The sequence below is a fragment of the Streptomyces sp. NBC_01314 genome, assembly GCF_041435215.1.
Lineage (GTDB): Bacteria > Actinomycetota > Actinomycetes > Streptomycetales > Streptomycetaceae > Streptomyces.
The window spans coordinates 3,722,708-3,740,560 of the sequence record NZ_CP108394.1 but is presented as its reverse complement, the minus strand read 5'-3'; the positions used below and the strand labels follow the sequence as shown (position 1 = coordinate 3,740,560).

11 protein-coding genes and 3 pseudogenes are annotated in these 17,853 nt (G+C 69.8%); 4 read left to right on the top strand and 10 right to left on the bottom strand.

Features of this window, described 5'->3' with window-relative positions; all coding sequences use genetic code 11:
- Positions 1–168: 168 nt before the first annotated feature.
- The gene (locus OG622_RS16285; protein WP_371576811.1) at positions 169–1,683 is read right to left on the bottom strand and encodes an ATP-binding protein; all 1,515 of its coding nucleotides are present in this window, start codon (positions 1,681–1,683) and stop codon (positions 169–171) included.
- A gap of 357 nt (positions 1,684–2,040) precedes the next feature.
- Between OG622_RS16285 and OG622_RS16280 the strand changes: the two genes are divergently transcribed.
- From OG622_RS16280 to OG622_RS16270, 3 genes and pseudogenes are all read left to right on the top strand, one after another.
- Entirely contained in the window at positions 2,041–2,340 is a 300-nt protein-coding gene (locus tag OG622_RS16280; protein WP_371576810.1) for a helix-turn-helix domain-containing protein, read from the top strand.
- A gap of 35 nt (positions 2,341–2,375) precedes the next feature.
- Positions 2,376–2,579, top strand: a pseudogene (locus OG622_RS16275) (helix-turn-helix domain-containing protein); the annotation flags it as partial.
- Positions 2,580–2,859: 280 nt separating this feature from the next.
- Positions 2,860–3,125, top strand: a pseudogene (locus OG622_RS16270) (helix-turn-helix domain-containing protein).
- 99 nt (positions 3,126–3,224) lie between these two features.
- Here the strand turns inward: OG622_RS16270 and OG622_RS16265 are convergent.
- Positions 3,225–3,689, bottom strand: a pseudogene (locus OG622_RS16265) (arsenic resistance protein); the annotation flags it as partial.
- A gap of 394 nt (positions 3,690–4,083) precedes the next feature.
- Here OG622_RS16265 and OG622_RS16260 point away from each other — a divergent pair.
- The gene (locus OG622_RS16260; RefSeq protein ID WP_371584098.1) at positions 4,084–5,289 is read left to right on the top strand and encodes an IS256 family transposase; all 1,206 of its coding nucleotides are present in this window, start codon (positions 4,084–4,086) and stop codon (positions 5,287–5,289) included.
- 273 nt (positions 5,290–5,562) lie between these two features.
- Here the strand turns inward: OG622_RS16260 and OG622_RS16255 are convergent, their stop codons facing one another.
- The 8 genes from OG622_RS16255 to OG622_RS16220 all read right to left on the bottom strand — a co-directional run bounded on the left by OG622_RS16255 (position 5,563) and on the right by OG622_RS16220 (position 17,773).
- Entirely contained in the window at positions 5,563–6,699 is a 1,137-nt protein-coding gene (locus tag OG622_RS16255) for a YncE family protein (RefSeq protein ID WP_371576809.1), read from the bottom strand.
- Between the two features lie 63 nt (positions 6,700–6,762).
- Entirely contained in the window at positions 6,763–7,782 is a 1,020-nt protein-coding gene (locus OG622_RS16250) for a hypothetical protein (protein WP_371576808.1), read from the bottom strand.
- A 561-nt stretch (positions 7,783–8,343) separates the two neighbouring features.
- Positions 8,344–8,958: a site-specific integrase gene (locus OG622_RS16245; RefSeq protein WP_371576807.1), complete on the bottom strand. Its 615-nt coding sequence runs from the start codon at positions 8,956–8,958 to the stop codon at positions 8,344–8,346.
- Between the two features lie 170 nt (positions 8,959–9,128).
- Complete coding sequence (locus OG622_RS16240) at positions 9,129–9,671, bottom strand: DUF1990 family protein (RefSeq protein ID WP_371576806.1); 543 nt, start codon at positions 9,669–9,671, stop codon at positions 9,129–9,131.
- A 95-nt stretch (positions 9,672–9,766) separates the two neighbouring features.
- Entirely contained in the window at positions 9,767–11,428 is a 1,662-nt protein-coding gene (locus tag OG622_RS16235) for a M4 family metallopeptidase (protein WP_371576805.1), read from the bottom strand.
- 316 nt (positions 11,429–11,744) lie between these two features.
- Entirely contained in the window at positions 11,745–13,814 is a 2,070-nt protein-coding gene (locus OG622_RS16230; RefSeq protein WP_371576804.1) for a M4 family metallopeptidase, read from the bottom strand.
- A gap of 429 nt (positions 13,815–14,243) precedes the next feature.
- The gene (locus OG622_RS16225; protein WP_371576803.1) at positions 14,244–16,019 is read right to left on the bottom strand and encodes an ABC transporter ATP-binding protein; all 1,776 of its coding nucleotides are present in this window, start codon (positions 16,017–16,019) and stop codon (positions 14,244–14,246) included.
- Positions 16,016–17,773 (bottom strand): ABC transporter ATP-binding protein, encoded by a 1,758-nt coding sequence (locus OG622_RS16220; RefSeq protein ID WP_371576802.1) that lies wholly within the window; start codon positions 17,771–17,773, stop codon positions 16,016–16,018. The genes OG622_RS16225 and OG622_RS16220 overlap by 4 nt, the downstream gene beginning before the upstream one ends.
- Between the last annotated feature and the right edge of the window lie 80 nt (positions 17,774–17,853).

The following is a 17,853-nucleotide window of genomic DNA, read 5'->3' as shown; positions in this document are numbered from 1 at the left end:
TGGGGCCCAGTCGTACTTCGGTGCGATGAGCTACTGGTACCAGGACGAGACCAACCACTACGACATGCTCAGCGACGACACCACTGGCACCGAGGATGTCCGGGGCAGCTACCTCAAGGACGACGCGGGCAATGCCTCCAGAGATGAGGGTGCGTCACTCTCCCGGCCTCACATGCCGTACAGCGTTTCCAGATCGACCAACAGCACGTCTGGGCGCCGCTTCGCGATCTCCCTCACGTCGGCGTGGAAGCCGTACAGGGAGAAGAGCGCCAGAGTCACCCCGCTCGTGTCGTGGCCCTGCTCGGAGAGCAGGTCTCGGATGTGTTCGAGGCGTTGGAGGTCGCTGACTCCCCGCCGGGCCACCGTCGCCTTCGCCTCGCCCAGGAGCGCGATGCGGGCGCGTGGCGACTGAGGGCGCTCGCCGAGGGCCAGGGCGATGACGTCGACCTCGTGTTTGGTGCGGGCTGCCGGGTCGGGGACCTCTGTTGTGCCGACAGGGCCCGGGAGGCCTCCCGGGAGGATCTTGTGGGCGTAGCGGCGGGTCCAGGTGCGGGCCAGTTCCTCGAAGTGCGGGCCGAGGATTTTGGAGTTGAAGGTGGGTGTGGATGCCTTCCAGGCCTCCTCCGCGAAACCCTGCTCCACGGCTGACGCCTGAGGAAGCGTGATGAGCTGGTTGAAGCGGATCACCGGGTCCACCAGCGTGATGACCGGGTGGCGGGGGCGGAGGATGTCCTGCTCCCGGTGGATGTAGCCCGTCGATTCCAGGACGTCCAGAGGGTGTGCGATCGCGTTTCGTTGCCGGCCGAGGGCGGCGCCGATCTTGGTGGGAGTGGTCGCGCCTTGCGCGATGGCGGAGAGAAGGTCGTAGTACAGCGTGTGTTGGGTGATGCGAGGGTCTTCGCGGAGGAGGTACTCGGTCTCCGTGCGTGAATAGACCGCTCGGCCGGGGTCCAGGAGTGTGCGGGACACCCAGGAGTCGAAACCGTCGTTCGGTGTCGGGTTCCCCGCGATGGGTTGGTAGCCAGGGGCGCCGCCCAGCACGGCGTGGACGCGGAGTGCGGTGAGCGGGTCCTCGATCTGCCAGAAGTGCCGGCTTGCGCGGTAGTCGAAGGCTCCCAGACGTAGGTCGATGACCGCGCGCCCGCGTAGCGGCTTCGTACCGGAGAGCAGTTCGTGCATGACGCTCATGGCCGATCCGCACAGGATGATGCGGGCGCCGATACCCTCGCCGCGCTGATGATCGTCGTACAACTGCTGCAGGAATCCCGGCAGTTCGGGAGAGTGCTGCAGGAGGTACGGCAGCTCGTCGATGATCAGGAGTGGCACTGTCGAGCTACGGGCCGTGACGTTCAGGGCGCTGCTAAGTACTGCCGGCCAGTCCGGAAGGCTCAGAGCGCCGGAGTGCAGTCCGGCGTGCGAGGCGATGACGTCACTGAAGCGCTTGAGTGCCGGGATGCGGCCTTCCTCGCGGATGGCGGTGACGTAGAGGCCGTCGATCGTTTCGGACAGGGCCTGGAGGAGGAACGACTTTCCGTGGCGCCGTCGCCCCGACACGATACCGAGTCGCATGGCCGGGGAGGGATCGCTGATGAAGTCCGTCAGCAGGGCCCATTCTCGATCCCGGTCGACGACGTCCTGGGGCTTGTCCGGGAGTGGCGGACGCTGAGTCGTAGGTCGTCCCATGATGTTCTCCCGTAAATCGCTAAATCGCTGCCGACTGATTCCGTCTAAGTCTATTTAGCTGAAATCTGTCGGCACCCACTTCGACAAGTCTCACTCCTTCGGGTGACCGCACAACCTCTGCAACACCACCCCGCCGTGAGGGGCAGGAAGCGTCTCGGCCGAGGTGTGGCGGTCTTGACGTTCTGGGCGACGTTGTGAAACCAAGATGCGCGAGCAGTCCGAAGTGGACCGCGCGCACGCCGTTCAACGGGTGTGCGAAGCCGAGCACCAGGCAGCCGCCGAGCACGACCTCTACAGCCGCGACCTCAAGGAGAACCGATTAATCACAGCGAATGGAGGACCCGCCGCCACCACCAGATGATCGGCGAACATCTCGATGCCGACCCCGAGTACGACCGCGTCTACGAAGAAGCCGGCCTGGCCATGACGCTGGGCAAGGCCGTCTACGACCGGCGCAAGCAACTCGGGCTGAGCGAGGCCGACCTGGCCGAGCGCCTGCACACGACCACCGACGAGATCGAAGGCATCGAGACCGCCACCGAACTGCCGCCCGTCGCCGTCATCATGCGCCTGGCCCGAGCCCTGGACCTCACCGTCGACATGCACCTTGCCCCTGGGGACGAGCCGACCGTCACCATCATCACCTCGGCCGCCTGAGCTCGGGAGGAGCCATGCGTGACGCCCCCACAGCACTCGCCCGCGAGCTGGGCCGACTCGTTCACGACCGGCGCACCGAACTCGGGCTGTCCCAGGCCGAGCTGGCTGAACGGTGCGGGATGAAACAGCCGCAGATCTCCCGCTTCGAAGCCGGCGGCACGGTGCCCACCCTTCCGCTGCTGCGCCGCTTGGCCCGTGCCCTTGGTGCCGACTTGACCATCAGTCTCACTCCGCACGACGAAGCCGCTTGACGTGGACTTCGAGATCCCGGGAATCTCCGGTTCTGCGGACGGTTGCCGCGTGTTGCCACTCGGCGGATGACGCTACCAGGACGAGGGTCCGTCGGCCGATGAGAACCGTCCAAGATGCCCTGCCGTTCGATTACTTGACCGAGATCCCCTTGACCTCGGAGTGGTGCCAGCGCTGGCGTGACCGCCGGCACTCGTGGCGCCACCTCAGCGAAGGTGGGTTCGATGCCCGCCGGTACGCGGTCGAGGCGCTGCCCGAGAAGGCGGCAAGGTGGGGTTCAACCCCTCGCTGAGCAAGGTCGCCGCGCTGTGGGGCGGCAAGCCGGTCACCCTCCGGCTCGACGACCTGGACCTGATGTGCGCGGCGTTGAACTGCACCGTCGCGGAACTGCTCCAGGCCGACCGCTCGCCGGTGCCCAGCCGACGCGCGAGGCCGGCGACCTGGCCGTCGGCGCGGAGACCCAGCCGTCGGGGACGGTGCGGCCGGTGCCGCGCGGCCACCGGGGCAGCGGGCCGCGTTCGCTGCCGCCGAGTTGAGGCCCCGACGATGGCCAACGAGTTTGGCAGCGCCCGCAGTTGCGAGAGCGGGAGTGCATCCGGCTGGGCCTGCCGTCCGAGCTGCCGCACGGTCGGGAGTCAGCTCTCGGACCGCGGGGCCTGCGGTTGCCAGGGGGCGACGGGAACGCTGCCGCTGTGGTCCTTGGCGGGCACCAGGCGGGGGATGAGCCGGACGTAGGTGACCATGCCGAGGACCTCGACGAGGGTCTGGGTGACCACGACGACGGCGGCCACGGCCAGGTCGTCGGGCAGTGCCAGGGCGAGGGGGAGCACGACGAGGGAGTTGCGGGTCGCGCCGGTGAAGACGATGGCCCGGCTCCCGGGCGGGTCCAGGCGGAACAGGCGTGCCACGGCCTTGCCGGCGAACGCCATCACGACGAGGAACGCGACGTAGAAGGGGACGACGGCGGCGACGTCGGCCAGGCTGCCGCCGAGCTTGGGGACCTGGGAGGCGACGACGACCAGCAGGGTGGCGGCCATCAGCGGCACCATCGTGGTGGTCGCGCCGTCGGAGACCTTCTGTCCGGCGGGTCTCGCAGCAGAAAGGTAGAAGCAGATGATCATCGCCCACATCAGTCCGCGGACTGCGGGCAAAACCACCAACGCCGGCTGGCAGGCACACGCGCTGCACGAACGGGGCTTCCGTGTGGTCGCCTTTGAGGCCGACTACAGCAGTCACGCCAGGGTCGCCCCCGACCATCCGGCGTGGGCAAGAGCGGCGCCATCCGCTCTCACGCCGCATCCGTCAACTCGCCACGACCAGCCACAAAATCTCAAGCTCGATCCCCATGACCCCTCCGTCGGGAGTGTCTAATCAACGGCGGATCTGCTGATCAAGGAGATGCGTCTGATGACGGAGACCGTCGTGGAGAACGAGCAGGCCGAGCAGGTGGTTCAGGCACCGACGAGTGCGGTGTCGGACGAGCAGCTCGTTGCGATGCTCGTTGACCGTGCCCGAAACGAGGGGCTGCAACTGACCGGCGAGGGCGGGCTGTTGCAACAGCTCACGAAGCGAGTGCTCGAGTCCGCTCTGGAGGGCGAGATCACCGACCACGTCGGCTACGAGAAGCACGATCCGGCCGGGAAGAACAACGGCAACAGCCGCAACGGGACCCGGGCGAAGACCGTGCTGACCGATGTCGGCCCGGTGGAGGTGAGGGTGCCGCGCGATACCGCCGGCAGCTTCGAGCCGCAGATCGTCAAGAAGCGCCAACGGCGTCTGACCGGCGTCGACGAGATGGTGCTCTCCTTGTCCGCGAAGGGCCTCACTCACGGAGAGATCTCCGCTCATCTCGCCGAGGTCTACGGAGCGGAGGTGTCCAAACAGACCATCTCCACCATCACCGATAAGGTCATGGACGGCATGGCCGAATGGCAGAACCGGCCCCTCGACCGCGTCTACCCCGTCCTGTTCGTGGACGCCATCAACGTGAAGATCAGGGAAGGAAAGGTCGCGAACCGTCCGATCTACGTGGTGATGGCGGTGACCGTGGACGGCACCCGCGACATCCTCGGCATCTGGGCCGGCGACGGCGGCGAGGGCGCGAAGTACTGGCTGCACGTGTTCACGGAGCTGAAGAACCGCGGCCTGGACGACGTGCTCATGCTCGTCTGCGACGGGCTCAAGGGCCTTCCCGATGCGGTGGAGGCCGTCTGGCCCCGCACGATTGTCCAGACGTGCGTGGTTCACCTGCTGCGCAATTCGTTCCGTTACGCCGCCCGTCAGGACTGGGACAAGGTCGCAGGGGCGCTCAAGCCCGTCTACACCGCACCCAGCGAGGATGCGGCGACGGAGCGGTTCCTGGAGTTCCAGGAGTCCTGGGGAGGGAAGTATCCGGCGATCGTGAAGCTGTGGTCGGACGCCTGGGCCGAGTTCGTGCCCTTCCTCTCCTTCGACGTCGAGATACGCAAGGTCATCTGCAGCACGAACGCGATCGAGAGCGTTAACGCCCGCATCCGCAGGGCTGTCCGCGCCCGCGGGCACTTCCCCAACGAGGCCGCCGCTTTGAAGTGCATCTACATGGCGCTGATGAGCCTGGACCCGACCGGCAAGGGCCGCAAGCGGTGGACCATGCGCTGGAAGGCGCCCCTGAACGCCTTCCAGATCGCCTTCGAAGGCCGCCTCACCCCGAGCAACAACTGACCTTCAACAACCAAGATCAGCCGTTAAGTTGACACACCCCCTCCGTCAGCTTCGGACAGGCCGGTCCGGCGGATCATCGGACAGGCGGGTGGTTGGGCTCGTTGGGTCCGGTGCCATGCGGGGTGAGTGGAAAAGGCTGTCGTGAGTCCGGATCCCCGGATCGCGGTGCCCGGCGGGCGGTGGCCACGGAACGGCTCCCGACCGGTGTGCCGGTCGGGAGCCGTTCGCCTGCGCGTTCACGCCTGCCGCGGCGGGCGGCGGGAGGTGGAGCGCCTATTCCCCGGCGGGCCATCCGGGAGTCGGCGACCCGCACTTCGAATCCGCTGACAACGCCAGTCCCTGCGGCTTGCTGCCCACGGGGATCGGGGTGCCGACGACCGCGTCGGTGCGGGTGCTGATGACCGAGACCGTGTTCGAGCCGTTGTTGGCCACGTAGGCGCGACCGCAAACGGCGTCGGTGACCACCCCGGCGGGGTTGGTGCCGACGGGGATCGGGGTGCCCACGACCGTGTCGGTGTCGGTGTCGATGACGGAAACGCTGTTCGAGCCGGAGTTGGTGACGTAGGCGCGACCGAGGCGATGGTCGGTGGCCACCCCGGCCGGGAAGTCGCCGACCGGGATGGGGTTCCCGACGACCGCGTCGGTGCGGGTGTTGATGACCGAAACGGTGTTCGAGCCGTTGTTGGCCACGTAGACGCGATCACGGCGGGTGTCGATGGCCACTCCGACGGGGAACCTGCCGACCGGGATCGGATCGCCGACGACGGTGTCGGTGTCGGTGTCGATCACCGAGACGGTGTTCGAACCGAAGTCGGCGACATAGGCGCGACCGCGGACGGGGTCGATGGCCACCCCCTGCGGGCCGTCGCCGATCGGGATCGGGGAGCCCACGACCGTATTCGTGTCGATGTTGATCACCGAGACGGTGTCGGAGCTGAAGTTGGTGACGTAGGCGCGACCTCTGCGGGAGTCGATGGCCACCTCGGACGGGAAGCTGCCGACGGGGATCGGATCGCCGACCACCGTGTCGGTGTCCGTGTCGATCACCGACACGGTGTTCGAGAAGCCGTTGGTCACGTAGGCGCGACCGCGAACGTTGTCGGTGGCCACGCCTTCGGGGCTGCTGCCGACGGGGATCGGGTCGCCGACGACCGCCCTGTTCCTGGTGCTGATCACCGAAACGTTGTCCGAACCTGCGTTGGTGACGTAAAGACGATTCTCAAGCCGGTCCTTGTGCGGCGACGTCCCGGCCGGAGCCGCGACGGCGTGCGCGGCGACACCGGGTAGGAGAGCGACGGACACCGCCGCTGCCAGGGTGACGCTCAGCCGGCCGGGCCCCGGGCGCCGTGCGCTACGGCGTGGGTGCGAGAAGAGGCCGGCCGATAGGGGCTCAGGGGGGACAGGGGACATCGTTCCTCCAGGCTGATCGGGTCTTGGGAGCCCGTCGCCTCGGGGGGCGGCGGGGAGGGGGGCTCATTCCCCGGCGGGCCGCCCGGGAGCCGACGGCGCGCAGTTCGAATCGGCCGACAACGCCACTCCCAGCGGGTTGGCACCGACGGGGATCGGATCGCCGACCACCGTGTCGGTGTCCGTGTTGATCACCGTGACGGTGTTCGAACCGTTGTTGGCCACGTAGGCGCGACCGCACGCGGCGTCGGAGGCCACTCCCTGCGGGTTGGCGCCGACGGGGATCGGATCGCCGACCACCGTGTCGGTGTCCGTGTTGATCACCGTGACGGTGTTCGAACCGTTGTTGGCCACGTAGGCGCGACCGCGGCGGGCGTCGGTGGCCACGGCGAGGGGGCCGTGGCCGACGGGGATCGGGTCGCCGACGACCGTGTTGGTGCGGGTGCTGATCACTGCAACGGTCTCCAAGAGGGTGGTCGCGTAGGCGCGACCGCGGCGGATGTCGGTGGCCACCCCGGCGGGGAAAGCGCCGACGGCGATCGGGGTGCCGACGACCGCGTCGGTGTCGGTGTCGATCACCGACACCGTGCCGGAATTGAGGTTGGTGACGTAGGCGCGACCACGAACGGTGTCGGTGGCCACCCCGACGGGGGTATTGCCGACCGGGATCGGGGCACCGACGACGGTGTTGGTGCGGGTGGCGATGACCGTGACCGTGTTCGAGCCGTTGTTGGTGACGTAGGCGCGACCGCGGCGGGCATCGATGGCCACCCCGACGGGGAAGGTGCCCACCGGAATCGGGGTGCCGACAACCGTGTCGGTGCCGGTGTCGATCACCGAAACGGTGTTCGAACCGGCGTTGGCCACGTAGGCACGACCGCGAACGGTGTCGGTGGCCACGGCGACGGGGTTGTCGCCGACGCGGATCGGGGTGCCGGCAACGGTGCCGGTGCCGGTGTCGATCACCGAGACGGTGTCCGAGCCGGCGTTGGTGACGTAGACGCGGGTGTGGAGCCGGTCCTTGTGCGGCACCGAGCCGGCTTGCGCTGCGGCCGCCTGCGGAGCGGCGGCCGGTAGGACGGCCACGGAACCCGCTGCCAGGCTGACACTCAACCGGACGAGCCAGTGGCCTCGTGCGCTACGGCGTGGGTGTGCGAACGCTACGAGCGCGAAGGGGGCGGGGGACATCGTTCCTCCAGGCTGGTCGGCGCGTGGCCGTCGTGGTGATTCGCGACGGCCGGGCCGCGAGGAGCACGCAGCCGTCCGTCACAGCACATCCTTCGGTCCGCCACGGTGATCTGCCAGCCGCAGTGCGCTGAACGTGACGGCCGCCGGGCCTTCTCCCGAGAGTCCGGTCATGCTCCCGCCGGCGTCGAAGGAACGCCGCCACCGAGTGGCAGACCCCTGTCCGCGGCTGCGGCTCGCCGTTCCGGATCCGCGCACGCGGAGACCGAGCGGATGCGGGGAGACCTCACCCTGAACGGATCGAGGAGCAGTGGCCCAGCGCTGTGACCGCGTAGGTTCGCCGGCTCGCGACGCCCGGCACGCACCTCGCCGCGTTGTCGCATCGCCCGAGTACGGCCGGTACAAGGCCGACGCTCCGCCGTGCGACGCACCGCGCCGGACGCCGCGAGCTTCCCGGTGAACCTATGCGGTCACAGCACTAGTCAGCAGGGTGCCACCCTCGCGTCGCCGCAAGCCGCTGGAGTACAGCAGGTCGGCGTACGCCGTGTCCCGCCCGGCGTACCGGCCGCGCCGCGCCTCGTCCTCCAGACCGCTCGGTAGCATCCCGCCGAGCCCCACGTTGCGCCACAGCCGAAAGGCCCGGGGCGACAGCCACTTCACGTCCGAGGTCTTCACGTCCGATGACACGGGCAGGGTCACCGGGTTCACCGGCACGAAGCCGCGTTTGTCCGCGATGTCGTACAGCAACTTCAGTGCGGCCAGTTCCTTCGCCCAGGTCCCGCCGCCGACCGGCGCCGGGTTCTCCGCTCCCCGCTGGCGCCACGCCTCCCAGTCCTCGACGTCGTCCTCCGACGCCCCGTCCCAGTTCAGACCGCGCTGCCACAGGAAGGTGAAGAACAACCGGTACAGCGGCGCGTAGGTGAGCTGCGTGCCCTGCGACTTCGCGGAGAACGCCGACCTCCGGAAGCACTCGCTCAGCCGGGGATCGACCCGGCCCTCTGGCGAGACGAGGATCGGCTGCTGCTCACGCAGTCCGAGCGCGTGCTCGCGCGCCTCTAGGTCTTCCCACCCTGTCACCGGCCAGTCGGTAGCGGGCACTCCGCCATCACCGACCCAGAACAGCCGCCACTCGTAAGCCACTTCGCTCCCTCAGCCGCAACACGACGTGAGGCAACACAACGTATGTCTACGGAACACCGCTATGTCTACGCCGGCGGGCTGCGGTGTCGTGTGCACTCCGGCCCGGATCACCCCTTCGGGTCCTCGACCAGCCTCCGCAACACCACCCCGCACCGCCGCGCATAAGCATGCTGCAACCCCCTGGTCGCCGCCCCGCCCGCACGGGCGTACCACTTCGCGGCGCGGCTGAAGGCCGTGACCGTGAGCCAGACGGTGCCGTCTCCGGTGCGGTCGACGACGAAGGCCTCCTCGCCGCACTCCGGGTGGCCCGGGAGCGTGCCGTAGGCCCAGCCCTTGCGGCGGGGCTCGTCCATGGTCCACACCACCCGGCACGGGGCCTTGATGACGCCGCCCAACGTCACCGTCACGTCGACGCCGGGGGCCGCCTCGGGGGCGGAGGCGCGTATGCCGACGCCCATCGCGCGGTGCATCTCCCAGGTGCGGACGGCGTGCGCGGCCCGCTCGAACACGTCCGTGCCCTCGCCTATGCGAGAGCGGACGTGCAGGGGGTTGAAGTCGGGTGGGCAGTGGCCCTCGCGGGTCGCGCCGACGGCCTCGTAGGTGAAGCCGTCCGGAGACGGGAGGGACTGTGAGCCGTCGGTGTGGGACATGGGGCACAGCGTAGGGCGGCACCCGGAGTCGCCTTCTCTCCGGGTACCGCCCCAGTCACCTACAACTACACCTGCACCTGCACCACCACGTCAGGTCAGGCCTTGACGTTGACCGCCGCCCACGCCGCGTTCACGGCCGCGTACTCCGTGCTGCTGGCGCCGTAGAGGGAGGACGCCGCGTTCAGGGTCGCCGTGCGGGCGCCCTTGTAGTTGGTCGTCGAGGTCATGTACGTGCTCAGCGCCTTGTACCAGATCTGGACGGCCTTGGCGCGGCCGATGCCGGTGATCGTGGCGCCGTTGGAGGTGGGGGAGTTGTACGAGACCCCGTTGATCGTCTTCGCGCCGCTGCCCTCCGAGAGGAGGTAGAAGAAGTGGTTCGCCGGGCCCGACGAGTAGTGGACGTCCAGGCTCGCCAGGGACGAGGACCAGTAGTTGGCCGAGTCGCCGTCCTTGCTGGGCTGGTCCATGTAACGCAGCGGGGCGCCGTCGCCGAAGATGTCGACCTTCTCGCCGATGAGGTAGTCGCCGACGTCCTTGGTGTTGGCCGCGTAGAACTCGACCGCCGTGCCGAAGATGTCGGAGGTGGCCTCGTTCAGGCCACCGGACTCGCCGGAGTAGTTGAGGCCGGCCGTGTTGGAGGTCAGGCCGTGGGACATCTCGTGGCCCGCGATGTCCAGGGAGGTCAGCGGCTTGACGTTGCCGTCGCCGTCGCCGTACGTCATGCAGAAGCAGCTGTCGTCCCAGAACGCGTTGACGTACGCGTTGCCGTAGTGGACGCGGGAGTAGGCGGCGACGCCGTTGTTCTTGATGCCGTTGCGACCGAGGACGTTCTTGTAGAAGTCCCAGGTGACCTGGGCGCCGTAGTGGGCGTCCACGGCGGCGTTCTGGTCGGTGGAGGAGCTGGAGGCGCTGCCGGTGCCCCAGGCGTCGTTGGCGTCGGTGAAGAGCGTGCCGGCCGAGGACGACGTGGAGCGGGCCTTGTTGTACGTCTTGTGGTTGCCGCGCGAGGCGTCCGTCAGGTTGTACGTCGAGCCCGACAGGGTCGTGCCGATGGTGACCGAGCCGTTGTACTTGCTGTTGCCGGTGCCGGTCTGGATGGCCTCGAACTCGAACAGCTTCTTGCCGGTCTCCGCGTCGGTGATCACGTGGAGCTGCTGCGGGGTGCCGTCGTGCTGGAAGCCGCCGACCACCGTCTCGTAGGCGAGCGCGGGCTTGCCGTCGGCCGCCCAGACGACCTTGCGCGGGGCCTTGTCGGCCTCGGTCTTGGTGGAGCCCTCGGCCTTGGCGGCCTTCAGCGCCTGCTTCTCGGCGGTGGCCTTGGTGACGTCCGCGGTGAGGTCGGAGACCTTGACGGTGGCCTTGGTGGCCTTGGTGACGCTCTTGATGGCGCCCGCCTTGGACTCGTGGACGACCAGGTCGCCGCCGAGGACCGGGAGTCCGCCGAACGTGCGCTCGTAGCGCGTGTGGACCGTGCCGTCCGCGTCCTTGAGGACGTCACGGACGACCAGGTCCTCCTTGGCGCCCAGGCCTATCTCGTCGGCGGTCTCGGTCGTGGCCGCGTCCGCCTTCTTGATCAGGGCGGTGCGCGCGGCGGGGGTCAGCGCGACCGGGGCACCGGCCGGCTTGGCCTTGTCCGCGACGGGCGCGGGCTGGGCGGTGGCGCCGGAGGTCAGCCCGGTGGTCAGCAGCGCGCCGGCGGCGACGGCGGTCGCGATGGCCAGCGTGGTTCGCTTGTGACGCGCGTAGAACTGGGTCACTCATGCTCCTTGGTGGGGGAGACCGGACGGCATGGGGTGTCGTCCGGCGGATCTGAAGTTACGAGTGCGGCGGGTGGGTGAAGCGTGCCAGTAGGGGCGCGTACATGTCAGGAGGGCAAAGTGATGTTGGCTGAAAATCAACCGTCCGGAAATGTTGCCGCCATGTAAAACGGTTTCGAACGCGGTAAAGGCGCAGCAAAGCAGGCCCCGGAGGACGGCAAAGAAGGCGCCGCCCAGGGGAGTTGGATCCCCCGGGGCGGCGCCCTCTCACATCACGCTCACAGCGGGCCCCGTATACGAAGGGCCGTGCCGCGCCCTACGGGAACGTCAGCTTCCAGCTGTTGATGTAGCCGGTGTCCCGGGCCGCGTTGTCCTGGACCCGCAACTGCCAGACACCGTTGGCGACTTCGGAGGACGCGTTCACGGTGTACGTGGTGTTGAGGTTGTCCGAGCTGCCACCGGCGCCGTACGCCTTCATGGTGTACGCCGTGCCGTCGGGGGCGACCAGCTGGACCTGGAGGTCACCGACGTAGGTGTGGACGATGTCCACGGCGACCGGGAGGTTCGAGGGGGCGTTGCCGGTCCGGCCGGAGACGGTGACCGGTGAGGTGACCGCCGCTCCGTTGTCCGGAATCGATACGTCGGTCGTGCTCTCGAACGACGTGCCGCCGCCCCCGCCACCGCCGGGCCGGGTGCCCACGTTGATGCCCGCCCACGCGTTCTGCACCGCCGTGTACTCGGCGGACGTGGTGCCGTACAGCTCACCGGCGACCGCGAGCGTGCCGGTGCGGGCCGCCGCGTAGTTGGTCGTCGACGTGAACTTCGTGGTGAGCGCCTTGAACCAGATCTGCTCCGCCTTGGCGCGGCCGATGCCGGTCACCGGGAGGCCGTCCGAGGTGGGCGAGTCGTAGCTGACGCCGTTGATGGTCTTGGCGCCGCTGCCCTCGGAGAGGAGGTAGAAGAAGTGGTTCGCGGGGCCCGACGAGTAGTGCACGTCGATCGAGCCGATGCCCGAGTACCAGGCGTCCTTGGACGAGCCGTCCTTGCTCGGCCTGTCCATGTAACGCAGCGGCGTGCCGTCGCCGTTGATGTTGATCTCCTCGCCGATGAGGTAGTCACCGACGTCGGAGGAGTTCGCCGCGTAGAACTCGACCGTGGAGCCGAAGATGTCCGAGGTGGCCTCGTTCAGGCCACCGGACTCACCGGAGTAGTTGAGACCGGCCGTGTTGGACGTGAGGCCGTGGGTCATCTCGTGCGCGGCCACGTCGATCGACGTCAGCGGGTTGGCGTTGCCCGAGCCGTCGCCGTACGTCATGCAGAAGCAGGCGTCCTGCCAGAACGCGTTGACGTAGTTGTTGCCGTAGTGCACGCGCGAGTAGGCGCCGACGCCGTCCCCGCGGATGCCGCTGCGGCCGTGCACGTTCTTGTAGTAGTCCCAGGTCAGCGCCGCACCGTAGTGGGCATCGGCGGCGGCCGACTCCAGGTTCGACGCGGCGCCGTTGCCCCACACGTCGTCGGGGCCGGAGAACAGGGTTCCGGTGCCGGAGGTGCCACGGTTCAGGTTGTACGTCTTGTGGCCGCCGCGCGTGCCGTCGGTGAGGTTGAACGTCGAACCCGACTGCGTGGTGCCGAGGGTGACCGAGCCGCTGTACACCGTGTTGCCGGTGCCTGTCTCGATCGCCTCCCACTCGTACAGCTTCGCGCCGCTGGTGGCGTCTGTGACGACGTGCAGCTCCTGCGGGGTGCCGTCGTGCTGGAAGCCGCCGACGACCGTCTCGTAGGCGAGGACGGGCTTGCCGCTCGCGGCCCAGACGACCTTGCGGGGCGCCCGGTTGACCTCGGGGCTCTTGGCGTCCTCGGCCTTCGCCGCGGCGAGCGCCTGCTTCTCGGCCTTGGCCTTGGTGACGGCGGGCGTCAGCGAGGGGACACCGATCTTCGCCTTGGTGGCTTTGACGATGCCCTCGGTCGCGCCGGCCTTCGAGGTCTCGACGACCAGGTCGCCGCCGAGGACCGGGAGGCCGTCGTACGTCCGCTCGTACCGCGTGTGCACGGTGCCGTCGCGGTCCTTGACCACGTCACGGACGACGAGCTTCTCCTTCGCGCCGAGGTTCAGCTCCTCGGCGGTCTCCGCCTTCGTGGCGTTGGCCTCGCGTATCAGCTCGGCCCGCTGGGCGGGGGTGAGCTTCACGGAGAGCGCGCCCGGGTTGGCCTTGCCCGCAGCCGACGGTGCCTTCTCCGGGGCGGCGGTGGCGGCGCCCGACTGGACGGCCGCGGCCAACAGGGCGGTGACGGCGACGAGCGCGCCGGCGGCCGCGCGCCGACGGGTGCTGTGGCCGAAAGTATTACCGGTGTGGGAGGTGCGTCTGTGGGACTGGCGTCTCAACACTGACTCCTTCTGCGTGGCCGCGGTTCGCGCGGCCAGGGGAGACCGGGCGGCTGGTGGCCGCCCGGGCAGAACAAGGTGAGAACTGGTGAACGCTTAAACCACATGCGTGGGGGGTGCTTCGCGGCACGGCCGGGCCTGCTTGTGAGGTTGCTGTGTCGCGGTTGTGGGCAGAGTGGCAGGAGACGGTGGGTCCTGTCAGGAGCGCGTCAATAAGTTGGCTGGAAATGGTCCGCTGCCCGGTTGGTCATGTTCGCTATGCGGACCGTTCGCCGTGGGCTACCTGATGCGTTCCAGCGCCTCGTCGGCCGTCAGATCCGTCAGCCCCTCGACGAGGTGAGCGTGGTCCCCGCAGAACCAGACCGCGTTCTCCGGGTGACCGACCCGCCATCGGGGTGTTCGGCATTCTCGCGCGGGGCCCGCGCGCGGTCGTCAGGCCGCCCCCTCCCCGTGCCACCTCCGCCACAGCGCCGCGTACGCGCCCTTCGCCGCCACCAGCTCCTCGTGCGTGCCCAGTTCGGTGAGCAGGCCGTCCTCCATCACGGCCACGCGGTCCGCGTCGTGGGCGGTGTGGAGACGGTGGGCGATGGCGATGACCGTGCGGCCGTCGAGGACGGCGGCGAGGGCGCGTTCCGTGTGGCGGGCGGTGGTGGGGTCGAGGAGGGCGGTGGCCTCGTCCAGGATGAGCGTGTGGGGGTCGGCGAGGACCACGCGGGCGAGGGCGAGCTGCTGCGCCTGGGGGCCGTCGGTGCGGCGACCGCCCTCGCCGAGGCGGGTGTCGAGGCCCTCGGGGAGCTCGCGGACCCACTGGTCCGCACCCACGGCCCCCAGCGCCGTCCACAACTCCTCGTCCGTGGCGGCCGGTTCGGCGATCAGGAGATTGTCGCGAACCGTACCCAGGAAGACGTGGTGCTCCTGGGTGACGAGGACGACCTGGCGGCGCAGACGTTCGGGCCCGAGGTCGACGACGGGGACGCCACCGACCGTCACCGTGCCCTCGGTCGGCGCGTCGATGCCGGCCAGAAGGCGGCTCAATGTCGTCTTGCCGGCACCGGACGGGCCCACCACCGCGAGTCGTTCGCCCGGCCGCACGGTCAGGTCCACCCCGCGCAGCACCTCGCCGCCCCGCTCATAGGCGTAACGGGCCCCGGTCACGTCGATGCGGTCGTCCGCCGGTTCCGGGGTGCCGGCGGAGCCGACGCGTGGGGCACCGGCCAGCCCCTCCACGCGGGCGAACGAGGCGCCGCTGCTCTGCAGCAGCTCGACCCGCATCAGGATCTCGTCGAGCGGGCCGCTCAGCTGCTGGAGATACAGGGCCGCCGACACCACCGCGCCCAGGCTGATCGAGCCACGCGCGAGCAGCACCCCGCCGAGGAGGAGGACGAGCACCTGGGGCACGAAGTAGGAGACCTCCACGCCCGGGAAGAACACCGTGCGCAGGAACAGGGTGTGGAACCGGCGCCGCCGGGACACCTCCAGCGCGTCACGGCTCGCGGTGATCCGCCGTCGCTCCAGCCGCAGCGCCTCGACCGTGCGCGCCCCGGACGCGGTCGCCGCGACGATCTCCGCGACCTCCGAACCGGCCGCGCCCTCCGCGAGATAGCCGGTACGCGCCCGGCGCAGATACCAGCGCAGCACCACCCCGATACCGACCAGTCCGGACAGCGCGCACATCCCGAGCAGTGGATCCAGCGCGAACACCGCGCCGATCAGGAACACCGCCTGTACCGAGCTGATCAGCAGCTCGGGGCCCACGTCCCGCAGTGTCCTGCCGACCGCGTCCACGTCCGCCGTGCCGCGCGCCGTCAGATCACCGGTCCCCGCCCGCTCCACGACCGACGCCGGCAACGCCAGCGTCCGGTCCACGAACTCCTCCCGCACCCGAGCCAGCGTCCGCTCCCCGAACCGGTGCCCCACATACCGGGCCCAGCGCGCCAGCAGCAACTGCGCCACCGCGCACAGCAGGATCGCCGAAGCCAGCCGGTCCACCGCCCCGACGCCACCCCCGCCGCGCACCTCGTCGATGATCCGCCCCAGCAGCCACGGCCCGGCCAGCCCCATCGCGGCCGCCGCCCCGTTCAGCCCCAGCACGGCGAGGAACGCCCGCCCGTCCGCCCGCACCAGCCGTACGGTGGCCCGCCGTACGGCGACCGCCTCCGCGACGGGCAGCCGGCCCGAGGAGTGGGGGGTGGGTTCGACCCTGGTCACCGTACGACCTCCTCGACCGTGCTCTCGTCCGGGTCCGTTTCCCGGCCCGGCCCGTCTTCCTCCCCCGCGTCCCGCGCCACCATCGCCCGGTACCGCGGCTCGCCCGCGAGGAGTTCGCGGTGGGTGCCGCCGGCCGCGACCTTGCCGTCGACCAGGTGCAGGACGGTGTCCGCGTGGTCGAGGACGAGGGGCGAGGTGGTGGTGACCAGCGTCGTACGGCCCTCGCGGGCGGCCCGCAGCCGCTGGGCGACCCGTGCCTCCGTATGGGCGTCGAGCGCCGAGGTCGGTTCGACGGCGAGCAGGATCTCGGGGTCGGCCACCAGCGCCCGCGCCAGCCGTACCCGTTGCCGCTGGCCGCCCGAGAGGTTGCGGCCCTGCGCGTCGATCGCCGAGTCGAGGCCGTCCGCCAGGCCCTGCACGATGTCCTCGGCCACGGCCGCGCGCAGCGCCCCCGCCGCCGTCGCGTCGTCGACGTCGCCGTGTCCGCCGAGCAGTTCGCGCAGCCGGCCCGCGAACAGGTCGGCCTCGTGGTCGGCGACCAGGATCCGCGCACGGACCTGCGCCAACGGAATCGCGTCGAGCGGGGTTCCGCCCCAGGTCACCGCCGTCGGAGCGTACCGGCCGAGCCGGTCCACCACGGCCGCCGCCTCGGCCGGCCGGTCGGCGGCCAGAGCGACCAGCCGCCCCGGCGGCACCCGTACCCCCGACTCGGGGTCGTGCAGCCCCGAGGGCTCGGCGGGCGCGTCCGTGGTGCCGTGGTCCGGCAGCGGCTCCAGGGTCGCGAACCGGATGACGCGCCGCGCGGCCACCACCCCACGGCTCAGCTCGTACCCCCAGTCGACGACGTACGACACCGGCCGCACCAGCACGGTGACATATCCGTACACCGCCACCAACTCACCCACGGTGATGGCACCCTGGGCGGCGAGCCGGGCCGCGAGCCAGGTCACCACCGCGAGGAACAGCGTCGGCAGCCCCACCCCGAGCGCCTGCATCCAGCTGGTCACCGCCCCCACCCGGTACCCCTGCGCCCGCAGCCGCTGCGAGTCCCGGTGGAACGCGTCGGCCACCAGCCCCTTGCCGCCGAGCCCGTTGAGGACGCGCAGCCCGCCCGCGAGGTCCGCGATCCGGGCGGTCAGCACGCCCTGCCGCTCCCGGTACTCCGTCTCGGTGCCCTGCAGCCGCCGCATCAACGGCCCCACGATCACGGCCATCAGCGGTATCCCGAGCAGGACGACCGCGGCGATGGGGAGGGAGACCGGCACGAGCAGCCCGGCGACCACCAGGTACGCGGCGAACGCGCCGACCCCCGGGCCGATGACCGTCAGCGAGGAGGAGATCGTGTTGACGTCGCCCACGCCGATCGTGACGACCTCCCCGGCGCCGACGCGGCGCGGCAGCGCCGCCCCCAGCCGGACCGCGTGTGCCATCACCACCTTCACCGTACGGAAGTTGGCGTCCATCCGGACCCGGGTCATCGTGCGGTGGCGCATGATGCTCAGCCAGGCGTTGAAGACGCCGACGCCGAAGAGCGCGGCCGTCCAGCCGGCCAGAGCCCGGTGGTCACCGGGTTCCAGGCCCTCGTCGATCGCCCGGGAGAGCAGGTACGGGGTGGCCGCGAGCAGCACCATCCATACGCAGGAGATGAGGGAGCCGAGGGCGGAACGGCCGGCCTGCTGCCTGACCAGCCACCACAGGTAGTGGGCGCCACTGCGGCAGTCGGGTGTGCCGGGGTCCTCGTACGCGTTGATCATCGGCCCCCGGTTCTGTGTGGACTTGGCTGACTGGATGGGTGAGAAGGGCCGCGCCCTTCGTCAGGGGCGTGCCCGTGAGA